The 16,258-nt window shown below is 38.1% G+C and carries 16 protein-coding genes; 10 read left to right on the top strand and 6 right to left on the bottom strand.

Annotated elements, in window-relative coordinates:
• Positions 1–2 precede the first annotated feature (2 nt).
• Genes BLP81_RS07835 through BLP81_RS07845 form a run of 3 tightly spaced genes read right to left on the bottom strand, consistent with a single transcriptional unit; the run spans position 3 to position 3,500 of the window.
• Complete coding sequence (locus BLP81_RS07835) at positions 3–1,544, bottom strand: acyl-CoA carboxylase subunit beta (RefSeq protein ID WP_093367896.1); 1,542 nt, start codon at positions 1,542–1,544, stop codon at positions 3–5.
• Complete coding sequence (gene accC, locus BLP81_RS07840; protein WP_093367897.1) at positions 1,537–3,003, bottom strand: acetyl-CoA carboxylase biotin carboxylase subunit; 1,467 nt, start codon at positions 3,001–3,003, stop codon at positions 1,537–1,539. The genes BLP81_RS07835 and accC overlap by 8 nt, the downstream gene beginning before the upstream one ends.
• 11 nt (positions 3,004–3,014) lie before the next feature.
• Positions 3,015–3,500, bottom strand: a complete 486-nt coding sequence (locus tag BLP81_RS07845) for an acyl-CoA carboxylase biotin carboxyl carrier protein subunit (protein ID WP_093367934.1) — start codon at positions 3,498–3,500, stop codon at positions 3,015–3,017.
• 117 nt (positions 3,501–3,617) lie between these two features.
• On the opposite strand from BLP81_RS07845, the gene BLP81_RS07850 reads away from it, so the two are divergent.
• From BLP81_RS07850 to BLP81_RS07895, 10 genes are all read left to right on the top strand, one after another.
• Complete coding sequence (locus BLP81_RS07850; RefSeq protein ID WP_093367898.1) at positions 3,618–4,547, top strand: DUF302 domain-containing protein; 930 nt, start codon at positions 3,618–3,620, stop codon at positions 4,545–4,547.
• A 71-nt stretch (positions 4,548–4,618) separates the two neighbouring features.
• A complete protein-coding gene (locus tag BLP81_RS07855; RefSeq protein ID WP_093367899.1) occupies positions 4,619–5,119 on the top strand; it encodes a DUF4199 domain-containing protein in 501 nt (166 codons plus the stop codon).
• Between the two features lie 4 nt (positions 5,120–5,123).
• Entirely contained in the window at positions 5,124–6,074 is a 951-nt protein-coding gene (locus BLP81_RS07860) for a glycosyltransferase family 2 protein (RefSeq protein ID WP_093367900.1), read from the top strand.
• Positions 6,075–6,085: 11 nt separating this feature from the next.
• Positions 6,086–7,807 carry a phospho-sugar mutase gene (locus tag BLP81_RS07865; RefSeq protein WP_093367901.1) on the top strand — a complete coding sequence of 574 codons (1,722 nt, stop codon included), beginning with the start codon at positions 6,086–6,088 and terminating at the stop codon, positions 7,805–7,807.
• A gap of 8 nt (positions 7,808–7,815) precedes the next feature.
• Positions 7,816–9,645, top strand: coding sequence for an ABC transporter ATP-binding protein (locus BLP81_RS07870; RefSeq protein ID WP_093367902.1), 1,830 nt, complete (start codon positions 7,816–7,818; stop codon positions 9,643–9,645).
• An 8-nt stretch (positions 9,646–9,653) separates the two neighbouring features.
• Positions 9,654–10,193: an RNA polymerase sigma factor gene (locus BLP81_RS07875; protein ID WP_093367903.1), complete on the top strand. Its 540-nt coding sequence runs from the start codon at positions 9,654–9,656 to the stop codon at positions 10,191–10,193.
• Positions 10,194–10,224: 31 nt separating this feature from the next.
• Positions 10,225–10,722: a hypothetical protein gene (locus tag BLP81_RS07880; protein ID WP_093367904.1), complete on the top strand. Its 498-nt coding sequence runs from the start codon at positions 10,225–10,227 to the stop codon at positions 10,720–10,722.
• Entirely contained in the window at positions 10,715–11,161 is a 447-nt protein-coding gene (locus tag BLP81_RS07885; RefSeq protein WP_093367905.1) for a hypothetical protein, read from the top strand. Before BLP81_RS07880 ends, BLP81_RS07885 begins: the two co-directional genes overlap by 8 nt.
• Positions 11,162–11,191: 30 nt before the next feature.
• Positions 11,192–12,403 carry an RsmB/NOP family class I SAM-dependent RNA methyltransferase gene (locus BLP81_RS07890; RefSeq protein WP_093367906.1) on the top strand — a complete coding sequence of 404 codons (1,212 nt, stop codon included), beginning with the start codon at positions 11,192–11,194 and terminating at the stop codon, positions 12,401–12,403.
• Between the two features lie 82 nt (positions 12,404–12,485).
• On the top strand, positions 12,486–14,339 hold the full coding sequence (locus BLP81_RS07895) for an endonuclease (protein WP_245686432.1): 1,854 nt from the start codon (positions 12,486–12,488) through the stop codon (positions 14,337–14,339).
• A gap of 53 nt (positions 14,340–14,392) precedes the next feature.
• Here the strand turns inward: BLP81_RS07895 and BLP81_RS07900 are convergent, their stop codons facing one another.
• The 3 genes from BLP81_RS07900 to BLP81_RS07910 all read right to left on the bottom strand — a co-directional run bounded on the left by BLP81_RS07900 (position 14,393) and on the right by BLP81_RS07910 (position 16,258).
• A complete protein-coding gene (locus BLP81_RS07900; RefSeq protein WP_093367907.1) occupies positions 14,393–14,866 on the bottom strand; it encodes a DUF4168 domain-containing protein in 474 nt (157 codons plus the stop codon).
• Between the two features lie 108 nt (positions 14,867–14,974).
• Positions 14,975–15,754: a nucleoside triphosphate pyrophosphohydrolase gene (gene mazG / locus BLP81_RS07905; RefSeq protein ID WP_093367936.1), complete on the bottom strand. Its 780-nt coding sequence runs from the start codon at positions 15,752–15,754 to the stop codon at positions 14,975–14,977.
• Between the two features lie 78 nt (positions 15,755–15,832).
• The gene (locus BLP81_RS07910) at positions 15,833–16,258 is read right to left on the bottom strand and encodes a DUF5606 family protein (RefSeq protein WP_093367908.1); all 426 of its coding nucleotides are present in this window, start codon (positions 16,256–16,258) and stop codon (positions 15,833–15,835) included.

Consider the following 16,258-nt stretch of genomic DNA (forward strand, 5'->3'; position numbering starts at 1 on the left):
ATCTATAAAGGAATATTCCCGTGTTTTCGTTTGGGGCGCTGAACCTCCTTGTTTTCGAGCATGGCAAAAGCTTTGATCAGTTTTCTACGCGTATCTCTTGGCATAATCACTTCATCGATAAAGCCTCTTTGTGCTGCTTTAAATGGATTGGCAAAGGTTTCTGCATACTCAGCCTCTTTTTCTGATAATTTCAATTCAGAATCTTCTGCTTCCTGAATTTCTTTTCTAAAAATAATTTCCGAGGCTCCTTTAGCACCCATCACTGCAATTTCAGCAGTAGGCCATGCAAAATTAAGGTCAGCGCCAATATGCTTGGAATTCATCACATCATAGGCCCCTCCATAAGCTTTTCTTGTAATAACTGTAACTCGTGGCACTGTAGCTTCACTTAAGGCGTAGAGCAGTTTAGCACCATGTAAAATAATACCATTCCATTCCTGGTCTGTACCAGGTAAAAATCCAGGAACATCGACCAAAACAAGTAGTGGAATATTGAACGCGTCGCAAAACCTTACAAATCTGGCTGCTTTTTTAGAAGCATCCACATCGAGAACGCCAGCCAAACTCATAGGCTGATTGGCCACAACACCTACACTCCTTCCCCCTATTCTGGAGAAACCTACAATAATATTGTCTGCATAATTTTTATGAACTTCAAAAAAGGAATCTTCATCGATAATACCCGTAATCACCTCATGCATATCATAAGGTTTGTTGGGACTATCGGGAATGAGTGAATCCAGGTTTTCGCGAAGCTCTTCATCAAAATCCATAGGAAGATGTTGAGCGGTTTCGGTATTGTTCTGTGGAATATAACTCAGTAAAATTTTGATGTGTTCTAAGCACTCCACATCATTTACAGAAGTAAAATGAGTCACACCAGACTTGGTAGAATGCGTGCTTGCTCCGCCAAGCTCTTCTGAAGTCACTTCTTCATTGGTAACTGTTTTCACAACATTGGGACCAGTCACAAACATATAACTGGTGTTTTCTACCATAAACGTAAAATCGGTCATAGCCGGTGAATATACAGCACCTCCTGCACATGGTCCCATGATGGCCGAGATCTGAGGAACGACTCCTGAAGCCTGAACATTTCTGTAAAAAATATCAGCATAACCACCTAACGATCTTACACCTTCCTGAATTCTTGCTCCACCAGAATCGTTGAGTCCAATGATGGGCGCACCAACTTTAAGGGCATGATCCATCACCTTACAGATTTTTTCGGCATGGGTTTCTGACAGTGCTCCACCAAAGACCGTAAAATCCTGAGCATACACATAAACCAATTTATTGTTTACCGTACCATAACCCGTAACCACTCCATCGCCATAATAAATTTGGTCCTGCATGCCAAAATCTGTGGTTCTGTGAGTCACCAGAGCTCCTATCTCTTCAAAAGAGCCTTCATCCAGAAGATAATTAACCCGTTCTCTAGCGGTTAGTTTCTTTTTTTCGTGTTGCTTATCGATTCGTTTTTGCCCTCCGCCAAGTTTGGCCTGGTCGAGTTTGTCTCTAAGTATTTTTATGTTTTTACTCATGGGTTTTAGTTTCTGATGTAACTTCCGGTAAACGTAATTTTTTTTGATCGTCCTGATACTGCTTCATTGCCATCAATGCAGCTAAATAAGCTTCTTCCTTTACTTCTTCTTCGAGAATTTCTGGTGTGTAATATTTTTTGACAAAATGCGTATCAAAATTTCCAGAGCGAAAAGCTTCATGATTGAATACAAACTTTCCAAACGGTAAAGTTGTCGCAACGCCTTTCACTTCATAAAGTTTAATAGCTTCCAGCATGAGTTGCAGGGCCGCTTCACGATTGGCTCCATAAGTGATCAGTTTGGACAACATGGGATCGTAATAAATAGGAATTTCCATACCTTCTTCAAATCCATCATCTACGCGTATTCCCTCACCACTTGGCTTCCTGTAACGCTCCAGGGTTCCCACACTCGGAAGAAAATCATCGGTTGGGTCTTCGGCATAGACTCGTAATTCCAGAGCGTGACCGTTAATTTTTAAATCCTTTTGCTCTATCTGCAGAACCTCTCCCCTGGCAATTCGAATTTGCTGTTCAACTAAATCAACACCGGAAATAAGTTCAGTAACAGGATGTTCCACCTGAAGCCGGGTATTCATTTCCAGGAAGTAAAAGTTTTTATTTTCATCCATCAAAAACTCAACGGTTCCAGCTCCTACATAATCACAGGATTTTGCCACATCGATAGCGGCCTGTCCCATCTTTTCCCTCAACTCGGGGGTTAGAATCGTAGAAGGCGCTTCCTCGACCACCTTTTGGTGTCTTCTTTGAATCGAGCATTCACGCTCGAACAAGTGCAGCACATTGCCATGGGTGTCTGCCAAAACCTGAATTTCGATATGCCTGGGTGAGCCCACATATTTTTCAATAAAAACAGCACCATTTCCAAAAGCAGATTCTGCTTCACTGATCGCCCGTTTCATTTGCTCTTCCAGTTTGTTTTCGGCTTCAACGACACGCATGCCTTTTCCTCCACCCCCGGCAGAGGCTTTGATAAGAATAGGATACCCTATTTCTTTGGCGATTTCTTTGGCTTTTTGGGCATCTGTAATGGCCTCATCTATGCCGGGAACCATAGGGATATCATAGGTTTTTACAGTTTCCTTGGCTGAAAGCTTATCTCCCATAATACGAATGGCATGGGATTTTGGGCCTATAAAAGTCAGGCCGTTTTTCTCTACTTTTTCAGCAAAGTCCGCATTTTCACTTAAAAATCCATATCCGGGATGAATGCCGTCTACATCGTGAGACTTGGCAATTTCAATAATTTTATCCCCTAATAAATAGGACTGATTGGAAGGCGCCGGACCTACGCAAATCGCTTCATCAGCAAATCTGACGTGAGGGGCATTCCTGTCTGCTTCGGAAAAAATAGCGACGGTTTTGATTCCCATTTGCTTGATGGTTTTCATGACTCTTAAGGCTATCTCTCCCCGGTTTGCAACTAATATTTTTTTCATTGTAACGTGATTTATTCCATGTCGATTAAAACCTCATTTTTACTGACAGTCTTTCCCTTTTCTACAGTGATGGATTTGATAACCGCATCTCTTGGTGCCATGATGGTGTTTTCCATCTTCATAGCTTCCAAAACCAACAAATTATCGCCTTCATTCACTTCCTGACCGACTTCCACCATCACATCCAGAATCATCCCCGGCATTGGCGCTTTGATTTCATTGATGACCTGGTTGGCAGATAAGGAAAGTCCCATGTCTTTAATTAGAACATCAAGTTCATTTGATATCTGGACCTGATAGAGATTGGAATTGATTTTAACCGTATATGTTCTATTTAAAAAATCGGAATCGACTAGTTCTGAAGTTACCGACTTATCGTTCACAAGCAAATGATGGGCTCCAGAAGTGGTTTTCTGAACATCTAAGTTTTGAATTTGTTTTTGTTCAAATTCAAACTCATAGAGATCATTTACTTTGGCTTTTAGCAAATGTTTCATGGTTTCATATAGTTTGATGGTAAATATAAAAGATTTTAAAAGCTTCTGCTTTATATATTCGGTCAAATCGAAGACGAATAGTTTCTATTTTGGTAGATTTGTTAAAAACCAAAAGCAATGCACTACAGATTCAAAATTACACTTCCAGTTATATTATCCTTTTTAATTATTTCCTGCATAGACAATTCTGAAAAAAAAGATATTTCAAAAATTGATAAACAAATTTCACCAGGATTAATTTTCACCAAAACGGACGATTTAAAGGAAGCAGCAAAAGATTTTAAATCCTATGTAAACACTGACAGTACTCTGGAAATTTCTACAGACATAGATCACGCACAAAATGCAAAAAAAATCGACCTTGAATTAGATTTTAACCAGGTGTTTTTCATAGATAATCCAAGATATAGTGTGCCAATAATTGAAGTAAACCCATTGACGGCTTTAGAATTTCCTGTGAGAATAGGATTTTACAATGTTGATGGTGAAAAATTTGTTGTAGCAAGAAGTGAAGATTATTTTTTGAAACGCTACAACTTACCTAAAAGTGCTGCTTTGAGAAGCATTGGGGCTCTTTCGGAAACCTTTTTAAAGCAAAGCAGCAAGGCAGCTTATACTCAAACCTCTCCAATAGATTCTTTAGATTATAATGGTATAGTTACTTTAAAAAGTTCGAAAGATTATAAGCAGACCGTTACTTCGATTGGAAAAATGATTGAGAACAATGACGATTTAACACTTTTTGAATCTAAAGATTTTTCAAAAGATGCTGAAAAAATAAGTATTAAGCTTAAGCCTCTTCATTTATTCGTGTTTGGTAATCCAAAAGTAGGCACTCAGCTTATGAAGCAAAATCCTAATTTTTCCATTGACCTTCCGCTCAAAGTACTTGTTCAAGGAAATGAAGACGAGCAAGTTTCAGTTCATTTTCATGATGTGTCCTTTACGGCAAAATTACATGAAGAAGAATTTGAAAATGACTTACCCGCCAAAATCACAAAAAACCTGAAAGAGATGCTTACTGAAGCCATTTCAGATGAAAAGTAAAACTAAGAGAAGGAATTAAAACCTTTAAAATGTAGGCTATTGTTTATATTTGCTGATTACAAAACCTCTATATGCATCAAGATATTCCTGTAAAACCTTACGCTACGAGATTTGGCTCCCTCTTTGGAGCTTATTCTATTCTCATTTTAGTTTTGCTTTATGCATTCAATTATGAGTCCAACACCTTGATTTCAATTATGAATTTTGTCATCACGGTAGCTATTGTCTGGTATGCCATTCATCTTTATAAAATAGATAATGAGGGTCTTATAGACCTAACAACCTCTATTAAATTAGGCTTATCCATTGGAGTCATTGGCGGTTTAATCTATGCCTTCTATACCTATATTCATTATGAATTTATTCAACCCGAATTTATTGCAGACATGAAAGCCAGTATGGAAGCTGAAATCCAGCAACAACAAATGAGTGAAGAAGAAGCTGAAATGACAAAAGGTTTATCTGGTATTTTTACATCCCCCTTTGTGCTTGCCACATTTGGCCTGATCTCCATTATTTTTAAAACCTTTTTGGTTGGTCTTATCGTTGGGATGATAAAACGAAACAATTGATCCTATGGATTTATCGATTGTCATTCCTTTGCTTAATGAATCTGAATCCCTAAAAGAGCTTCATAGTTGGATTAGAGACGTGATGCAGAACAACAAGTTCACTTATGAAATTATTTTTATCAACGACGGAAGTACAGACGGCTCCTGGGAAATAATAAAAAAACTCTCTTCTGAATTTGAAACCGTAAGAGGTATCAATTTTAGAAAAAACTACGGAAAATCTCAAGCCCTACACGCCGGTTTCATAGAAGCAAAAGGGGATGTAGTCATTACTATGGATGCAGATCTCCAAGACAATCCTGAAGAAATTCCAGAGTTATTTCATCTTATCAAAACGGAAGATTACGATCTCATTTCAGGCTGGAAAAAAAAGAGATATGACTCTGTGCTTTTTAAAAATTTACCTTCTAAGCTTTTCAATAAGGCTGCACGAATGACTTCCGGCTTAAAACTACATGATTTCAATTGTGGGTTAAAAGCTTACAAGCTTGATGTCGTCAAGAATATCAATGTCAACGGAGAAATGCATCGCTATATTCCTGTCCTTGCCAAGCAGGCCGGGTTTACAAAAATCGATGAGAAAATCGTTCAACACCAGGCTAGAAAATACGGGAAAACCAAATTTGGCGCAGAACGCTTCATCAATGGATTTCTGGATCTTGTCACTTTATGGTTCTTTTCAAAATTCGGAAAACGCCCCATGCATTTATTTGGCGCCATCGGTGTTTTGATGTTTTTTGTAGGATTTCTTTCTGCGGTATGGATTGGCGCTTCCAAACTTTACAAGCTTTGGAATGGTTTACCTAATATTCTAGTAGTAGATAATCCTTGGTTTTATATAGCTTTGTCATCTATGATTATAGGTGTGCAAATGTTTTTAGCGGGTTTTCTGGGGGAATTATTTCTGAGGACAAAACATAAACAAAAACAGTATTCAATTTCTGAAAAAATATAATTTAAAAGATTATGCGTAACATATTAGATAAGGCTAAATCCTGGCTAACAGATACTTTTGATAAGGATACCGTAAAAGAGGTACAAAAACTTATGGATACCGACCAAAAACTTCTGGAGGAAAGCTTTTTCCAGAACCTGAGTTTTGGAACTGGCGGCATGCGTGGAATCATGGGGGTTGGCACCAATCGAATCAACAAATATACCTTAGGTAAAAACACCCAGGGAATTTCAAATTATATGAAATCTGCGTTCCCTGATGAAACACTTAAAGTAGTCATAGCCTATGACTGCAGGCACAACAGCAAAGCTTTTGCCCACCATGTTGCCGATGTGTTTTCTGCCAACGGAATACAGGTGTATATCTTTCCAGAATTAAGACCGACTCCGCTCCTATCCTACTCTGTACGACATCTGGACTGCCACTGTGGAATTATGTTAACAGCAAGTCACAATCCGCCAGAATATAATGGCTACAAAGTCTATTGGAAAGATGGAGGACAACTTGTACCTCCACAGGACAGGGAAATCATTTCGGAAATTAATGGTTTAGATTTTACAGATATCAATTTCAACGGAAATTCAAAATTGATAAAAACACTCGACGCATCTGTTGAAAATGCCTATTTAGACGAAGCAGTGAAAAATGTCAATTTTAATCTTTCTGCTGAAGTCAAAAAAAATCTAAACATCACATTCACCGCTTTACATGGAACCTCGATTACAACCGTTCCGGCACTTTTGGAAAAGGCAGGCTACCAAAATCTCCAGCTGGTAGAGGCTCAGTCTGAACCGGATCCGGAGTTCCCAACTGTAAAATCTCCCAACCCGGAAGAGCCGGAAGCTTTAGAAATGGCTATCAAACTTGCTGACAAGCAAGACAGTGATCTTGCCATTGGCACAGACCCTGATGGGGACAGGCTTGGCATTGCCGTAAGAAATAAGCAAGGCGAATTGACACTGCTTAACGGCAATCAGACCATGGTACTGATGACCTGGTATTTGCTCGATAAAATGAAGCAAAGCGGAAACCTTAAAGATTCTCATTTTGTGGCCTCAACCATTGTTTCCACTCCGCTTATGCAAGTGCTTACCGAAGCTTACGGAGTGAAATACATGGAAAGTCTGACAGGCTTTAAGTGGATTGCTAAACTGATTAAAGACCATCCGGAATTGGATTATATAGGCGGTGGTGAAGAGAGTTTTGGCTACATGGTAGGTGATTTTGTAAGAGATAAAGATGCCAATACGGCAATTTTACTGGTATGCGAAATGGCTGCTGAGTTGAAGTCTCAGGGAACTTCTGTATATGAACAGCTCATCAAAATTTATAAAGCGCATGGGTTTTTCAAAGAAAACTTAGTCTCCCTGGTAAAACGCGGACTCGAAGGTGCTGAAGAAATCAAACAGAAAATGATAGATTTGAGAGAGCATCCACTGAAGGAAATTGCTGGTGAACAGGTCGTTTTAATAGAAGATTACCAAACTTCTAAAGCTAAAAACTTACAATCGCACGAATCTCACGAGATAGACATACCAAAGTCCAATGTTCTCATTTACTATACCGAAAACGGAACCAAAGTTGCAGCCAGACCCAGCGGGACCGAGCCTAAAATCAAATTTTACATCAGTGTGAATACAACTTTGGAAGAGGTTTCAAACTTTGAAACCGTTGATAAAGAATTGGATTTGAAAATTAAGGCTATAAAAACTGATTTAGGACTTACGGACTAGAAAAAATTATGACATATTTTAAAAAAATACTTCGCTTTGCGAAGCCCTATAAGAAGTACGCCATACTCAATATTATTGCCAATGCTTTTTATGCCCTCTTCAGTGCCTTATCCTTTATAGCGCTTATTCCCATGCTGGATGTGCTGTTTAAAGGAAAAGACGCCGAAATAGTTACAGAGCCCCCCGTATATAAGGGTATAGGCAAAGCTAAAGATTACTTTAAAGACTACCTGTCCTTTCAGGTGAATGAATATGCTCAGGATGATGCTTCCTTAGCTTTAATACTTGTTATCAGCTTAGTTATCATCTTATTTTTTCTCAAAAACATCTCCAACTACATTGCGATGTATTTTATCACGTTCTTGAGAAATGGAGTTTTGAAAGACTTAAGAAATGCACTCTATAAAAAAACCATAGAATTACCGCTTTCCCATTATTCTGAAAAGCGTAAAGGCGATACCATTGCCAGGATAACCAGTGATGTTTTGGAAATACAGCACTCGTTTTTATCCATTTTAGAATTGATTGTAAGGGAACCGCTCACGATTTTATTCACCATTGGAGCCATGCTTGTCCTCAGTTGGGAATTGACCATTTTTGTCTTCATTTTTATTCCAATTTCAGGCTTTATTATTTCTTTGATAGGGAAATCCCTCAAAAAAAAATCGGATAAAGTCCAGGAAGAACAAGGCCAGTTTTTATCCATTTTGGAAGAAACCCTGGGGGGGTTAAAAATCATCAAAGGCTTTAATGCTGAATCTATTTTCTACAAAAAATTCAAAGCTTCCACTCAAAATTTTTATGACTTTTCCAATAAACTCTTGAATCGGCAGAACTTAGCTTCACCTGCCAGTGAGTTTTTAGGAATCAGTGTGATTGCAGTTTTATTATGGTACGGTGGTAGAATGGTTTTGATCGATGGAACTTTGGACGGGAGTACATTTATCGTCTACATGGGTCTAGCTTATAATGTCCTGACTCCTGCTAAGGGCATTTCTAAAGCACTTTATAATGTTAAAAAAGGAAATGCTGCTGCGGAGCGAGTATTGGAAATTCTTGAAACTGACAACACGATCCAGGATAAGGAAGACGCAGTCACTAAAGACGCATTTACTTCAGAACTGACCTTTGAGCAGGTTTCTTTCAGGTATGAAAAAGAATACGTGCTCAAAAATTTTAGTGCAACTGTAAAAAAAGGAAAAACTATTGCATTGGTTGGACAGTCCGGAAGCGGAAAATCGACCATCGCCAATCTAGTCACTCGATTTTATGATATCGAGGAAGGCGAAATTAAAATCGATGGGGTCAACATCAAACAAATAACCCAGAATTCCTTAAGAGACTTGATGGGCTTGGTGACACAAGATTCAATTTTATTTAATGACACCATCAAAGAAAATCTCAAAATCGCAAAGCCGGATGCTTCGGATGAAGAACTGGTTGAGGCCCTCAAAATAGCCAATGCACATGATTTTGTGAATGCATTTCCTAAAGGAATCGACAGCAACATTGGCGATAGTGGCGGTAAATTAAGTGGGGGTCAGAAGCAGAGAATTTCTATAGCTCGCGCAGTATTAAAAAATCCACCCATTATGATTTTAGATGAAGCTACTTCAGCACTGGATACAGAAAGTGAACAGCTGGTTCAAAAAGCACTGGAAAATATGATGCAAAACAGAACCTCTATTGTCATCGCTCACCGACTGTCTACTATTAGAAATGCGGATACAATTCTTGTTTTACACCAGGGTGAAATCGTAGAACAGGGAAAACATGATGAACTGATGACAAGCAAGGGTATATACAAAAAGCTTGTCGATATGCAATCCTTTGAATAACAAAAGCATTGAAAGAAGAGGATATCATTGAGAATTTACAAAAAGGCATCAAAACTGATGAGGCCTTTCAGGCTCTTATATCTGAACATAAAGTACGACTCTATTGGCATATTAGAACCATAGTGAAACTACACGAAGATGCCGATGATGTGCTGCAAAACACATTTATAAAGGTGTTTAAAAACATCAAATCCTTTAAAGGAGATAGCAAACTTTTCAGCTGGATGTACAGGATAGCCACCAACGAGTCCATCACATTTTTGAATAAGAAAGCCAAAAAAATGAAACTTTCAGATCAGGAATTAAATGATTATCTTTTGGATTCACTAGAAAGCGATGTTTATTTTGAAGGCGATGAAATCCAGCTTCAGCTGCAAAAAGCAATTGAAGCCTTGCCTCAGCAACAGAAAATCGTATTTAGTATGCGTTACTTTGAAGAAATACCATATGAGGAGATGTCGGAGATATTAAATTCCAGTGTAGGTGCGTTAAAGTCTAACTTTCACCACGCCAGAAAGAAAGTAGAAAGATTTTTAAAAGAGAATTAAACCTTTCATTTAAAATATAGTCTAAAAAGTAATGGCAAGACCTCAAAACATACACCAGAAAAGATCCGGATTCAGGATCCCTAAAGACTACTTTAGTTCTTTGGAGGCTTCTGTATTAACCAATTTAAAATCAGACACTTATTCAAAAAAAACTGGTTTTGAAACACCTAAAGCATACTTAGCTGATTTTAAACTTGAAACGCCTTCAGAAGAAAAACAAACCAGAGTCATTCGTTTAAAGGAAATGACCAAATGGATAGCAGCGGCCTCTATTGTCGCCTTTGCCATTGTTGGTGCAATGTATATCGACGAAATAAGTCCTAAAAAAGACATACAGTTTTCAGATTTGAATAATGATATGATTGAAAGGTATTTAGACACCCATTTGGATAGTCCTGATGAGTTTATCGATTATGAAAACACCTCTGTTAAGAAACTAGTGGAGGAGAATATTACAACTTTAGAAGATAAGGATATTATAGAATACCTCAACGACAAGCTTGAGGATCAAGATTTTGACAATGACTAAAAAAACAATATTTCTGATTTTATTCACGTTTATTTTCAGCTTTTACGCAAAAGCTCAGGATGCGAAAGACGATAAAATCGAACAATTAAAAATTGCCTTCTTCACTAAAGAGCTGAATCTTACAGCTAGTGAAGCCAAGAGATTTTGGCCTGTTTATAACGATCACAATACTAGATATGAAAACCTCAGATCTACTGAATGGAATCAAATAAAATCCAGGTTAAATAATGTTAAAGATTTGAATCCGGCAGAGGCAGAAAGACTTTTAAATGATTACATGGCTTATAAACAAGCGAGAGTGGATTATAGAGTGGATTTCGTAAATGATTTAAAAGAGGTAATCTCTGCGAAACAAATCATGATGCTGAAAAAAGCAGAATATGATTTTCATAAAAAACTTTTGAAACAATACCGTTCTGATAAGTCTTCTAAGGACTAAATATCTATTTTTGCAGATTAAATCATAATCATGCGCTTACACAGAAATTTAGTTTTCGCCGTCATAGACACCTTACACCTTATTTTCAACGAAGGCAAGTATGCCGACAAAGAGATATCAAACACCTTAAAACGCGACAAACGCTGGGGGTCCAGAGACCGTGGTTTTATCGCAGAAACGACTTATGACATCGTTAGATGGAAAAGATTGTATTCTGAAATTGCAGACGTTAACCCGCCTTATTCAAGACCAAATCTGTTTAGGTTATTTACAGTTTGGGCAACCTTAAAAGGGATAGAAATTCCAGACTGGAAACAATTTGAGGACACCCCTACCCGACGTATTAAAGGCAGATTCGACGAACTGTCCAAAATTACCAAATACGCTGAATCCATACCAGACTGGCTCGATGAACTTGGTCGAAAAGAACTGGGCAAGCTATGGGAACCAGAAATCAAAGCTCTAAACGAGCAGGCTAAAGTCATACTTAGAACAAATACGTTAAAAACTACACCTAAAAAACTACAGCTCATTTTGGATGAGGAATTTATCCCGACCAAAATGGTGAAAGGCTATCCCGAGGCCCTAGAACTTTACGAACGAGCTGATGTATTTAAAACTGAAGCTTTCAAAAAAGGTCTTTTTGAGGTTCAGGACGGGTCTTCTCAAAAAGTAGCGCATGCGCTTGAACTCGAGCCGGGGATGCGTGTTGTAGATGCATGTGCTGGTGCAGGTGGCAAATCGCTTCACATGGCAGCCCTAATGGAAAACAAAGGGCAGATTATCGCTATGGATATCTATGCCAATAAATTGAAAGAATTAAAACGCAGAGCAAAAAGAGCTGGTGCTCATAACCTGGAGACACGGGTCATAGACTCCACCAAAGTCATCAAAAAACTACATGATTCTGCAGATCGAGTACTTATTGATGCTCCATGTACAGGACTTGGAGTTTTACGTCGAAATCCAGATGCAAAATGGAAATTGACTCCGGAATTTTTAGTCGAGATTAGAAAAAAACAACAGGACTTACTTCAGGACTATAGCAAAATGGTGAAACCCGGAGGATTATTGGTTTATGCCACCTGTTCTATTTTGCCTTCAGAAAACCAGATGCAAGTTCAGGAATTTTTAAATTCCGAATCTGGAAATGCTTTTGAAAAGAAAAGCGACGAAAAAATTCTCGCCCATAAGTCTGGTTTCGATGGTTTTTATTATGCTGTTCTTCAAAAAACCAGTTAATCCATATTATATTTTTCCGTCTCAAATGAAATATTTCCTCCTACCCTTCCTTTTTTTTTCATGGAATTTCAGCCTTGCACAAGTGCCTGCAAACTATTATAGTGATGCCCAGGGCCTTTCTGGTTATGAGCTAAAAACAGCTCTAAAAACTATTATTGATGATGTAAATGACGGCAACGGTCAACCTTATCATCAGGATCAGGGTTACGGGGCTTTATACACGGCATACGGTTCTCAAAACAGCGGGGATACGGATCATTATTTTGAAAAAGATGCTACGGTCTTAGACATGTATTCTGAGCGTATAAATGATCTAGACGACTATAATTATGAGCATTTTCAAAACCAGTGCGGGACCTACAACAGTGAAGGAGATTGCTATAACCGTGAGCATTTAGTTCCACAATCTACCTTTAACAGTAATTCTCCTATGAAAAACGATTATTTTCATGTAGTGCCATCAGATGGCTATGTAAATGGCGTTCGAGGAAGTTACCCTTTTGGTGAAGTAAGCGATCCGGATTATACCTCAAGCAATGGTTCCAAACGCGGACCCAATACATTTCCGGGCTACACAGGAACCGTTTTTGAACCTATTGATGAATTTAAAGGAGATATCGCAAGGTCTGTTCTCTATTTTGCCATTCGCTATGAAGACGAATTCAATAGCAGCTGGAAAAGCAATGGAGTTTTGGCCGGCAATTCACGGGATTTTTTCCTGGCATGGTATATCGATTTGTTGCTGTCCTGGCATAATAACGACCCGGTTAGCCAGAGAGAAATAGATAGAAACAACAATGGCTTTCAATTTCAGGGCAACCGAAATCCTTTGATAGACCATCCGGAATTTGCTTCCCAAATCTGGGAGAATTCCTCGGATAATGAAGCACCAACAGCTCCTCTGAATTTGCAGGCTGATGTTATCACCGATTCTAGCGTGAAGCTCATCTGGGATCCTGCTCAGGACAATATTGGCATAGATGAGTACATTATAGAACAGGACAATGTGAATATTCAACAGGTTCTCTCTCCTAACACCAGCTACACCGTTACCGGACTTTCATCTGAAATCCTGTATAACTTCAGGGTCTATGCTGTCGATAGAAGTGGGAATATTTCGGAACCTAGTCAAACTTTAGAAGTAACTACCCTGGCTGAATCCAATCTTTTAGTATTTGAAGATTTTGAAAATTGTAGCGCAAATCAGACTGATTTTACAAGAGTAAGTGAAGTGAGTGACATCATCTGGGAATGTACAAGTTTTGGAGAAAACGACTCCCAGGCTTACCAGATCAATGCCTATAGGGATGGAAATCAGGTTCCTAGTCTGGATTGGCTGATTTCAACTGAAAAAATAAACTTTGATGATTATGAGGTAGAGAGATTAAGCTTCTGGTCGTCTGCCAGTTTTGGAAACACCAAGCTCGAACTCCTGTACTCCTCAACTTACGATGGCAATGGAAACCCTTCCGATTTTGAATGGAATAAAATTCCAAATATCTCCATACCGCTTCATCCAAGCGGCAACAGTTCACTGTTTATTTTTGAGGCCAATGCAGTCGATATTTCAGCAGTGAGCGGCCAGGTATATATAGCTTTTAAATACGATACTACACAGGGTGAAAATGCAACACGGTGGACAGTAGATAATTTTTTAATCACCGGAAAACAACTCTTATCCGATTATTCGTTTAAGGATAAATTGGATGTCGTATTATATCCAAACCCATCTCAAAAATCAAAAGTTCATTTTGATTTTAATAAAACCGGACTTAAAACCTTGGAAGTTTACGACGTTACAGGTCGAAAACTTCTAACAAGAAGGACGCATCAAAAAAAATACATCGAAAACCTCAATCAACTTTCAAGAGGGAGCTATTTTATAAAGATTATTCAGGATGATAATTTCGTTGTAAAACGACTTATTTTAAATTAAAAAAGGTCAGATATACATCTGACCTTTTTTAATAATTTTTTGAAAAACAGTGTTTAATTCTTTTGCATTGGATTTGAACCCGTCTGTTGCTTCATCATCATCCCCTGCAGCTTTTGCTGTAGTTCAGGATTTTGTTGCACCTGAGCTCCAATTTCCTGGAATCTCTGCATAGTCAATCCTTTTTCCTTAATTTTTTCTTCCATCTTAGCCTGAGAAGCTGCTTGAATTTCTTTGATGACTATCATTACAGCCTCTTTTTGTTCAAGTTCTTCCGCTGTAGCATCAACTTCTACTTCAGGGTCCATTTCTGCCTGATAAATTTCATTAAAGCGCTCTGGGGTCATACCTTCTTTTTCGATAGCCACAACCATTTCCTGTTGAATGGTTTGATTCATCTGTTGAACTGACATATACGCTTCAGCAAATTTTTGTAATTCTGCATCTGTTACTTGAGCATCCTCAGTTTGAGCAGTCGCAGCAAAAAGCGTAAATAAAACTATGCCTAGAGTTGAAATTACTTTTTTCATGATTTTGATTTTGATTTGATTTAAAAGACAATAATAATGAATTAATATATCTGTGGAAATTCTAAACCCAAAATAAAGATAGGTTTAACTTATTGGTTTTGCATTTTATTAAAGCTTTATGCTTTTAGCTTCATTCCAGAATTTATCCATTTCAGTCAACGACATTTCAGATAAGTCTAAATTATGTGCTCTGGCTTTCTTCTCCAAATATTGAAATCTAAACATGAATTTTTTATTAGTACGCTCCAAAGCAGTCTCAGGATCTATCTTTAAAAATCTTGCATAATTGATCATGGAGAACAGGACATCCCCAAATTCTTCTTCCATTTTATCCTGATCCCTGTTATGGACTTCGTCCTGTAGTTCAGCAAGTTCTTCCTCCACTTTTTCAAAAACTTGTGCGGGATCTTCCCAGTCAAAGCCAACGCCAGCTGCTTTATCCTGTATCCGGCTTGCCTTGATAAGGGCAGGAAGCGATTTGGGAACGCCTTGTAAAACACTTGTGTTTCCTTCTTTCAGCTTTAGCTTTTCCCAGTTTGCTTTAACCTGAGTTTCATCGTTTGCTTCAACATCTCCATAGATGTGTGGATGTCTGTCGATGAGTTTCCGGCAAAGTGAATTGATCACATCGGCAATATCGAAATCGTCGGTTTCGCTACCTATTTTAGAATAAAATACAATGTGAAGCAAAACATCTCCAAGCTCTTTTTTTATTTCTTCTAAATCTTTTTCTAAAATTGCATCTCCTAACTCATATACTTCTTCAACCGTAAGGTTTCTTAAGGATTCCATGGTTTGCTTGCGATCCCAGGGACATTTCTCTCTCAATTCGTCCATGATATCCAGAAGTCTCTCAAAAGCCTCGAGTTGTTGTTGCCTGTTGTGCATCGTTTTTAATTTAAAGGTAAGGATATCCATCAAAAAACCCTCTAAAATCATTCAGAGGGCTTTGGAAACTTTGTATGTTTAGTTTTCTTCTTCTTTCGTTTCTTCTTCCTCCTTTGGGTCTGAAAAATCGGTTATATTTTTAGAGATTAACAAATTATACCATTGTATAACTTTCTTAATATCAGAAGGATAAACTCTATCCTCATCATATTCAGGTAGAATTTCACTAAAATAGTCTGTCAATTCGTTTTTGGAGGATTTATGATCTATTGAGGGCTTACCCTCCTCTTTTTCATAAATTTTTTGGAAGACTTCTCTTAAAGGAATTTCTTCAGTATACGTGTAAATAGCGATTTCACTAAGAATACTTACGTTATTTCTCATACTTACTGGAATTTTTTTACCGTCGATAAAGGATTCGGCAAGAAAACCACCGCGAGTTTGAGCTTTAAGTTCGTAAAGTCCTGGTTTCCCAGATATAGATAATATTTTGTCTAATTTCAT

Origin of the sequence: Psychroflexus sediminis (assembly GCF_900099815.1) — a bacterium.
GTDB lineage: Bacteria > Bacteroidota > Bacteroidia > Flavobacteriales > Flavobacteriaceae > Psychroflexus > Psychroflexus sediminis.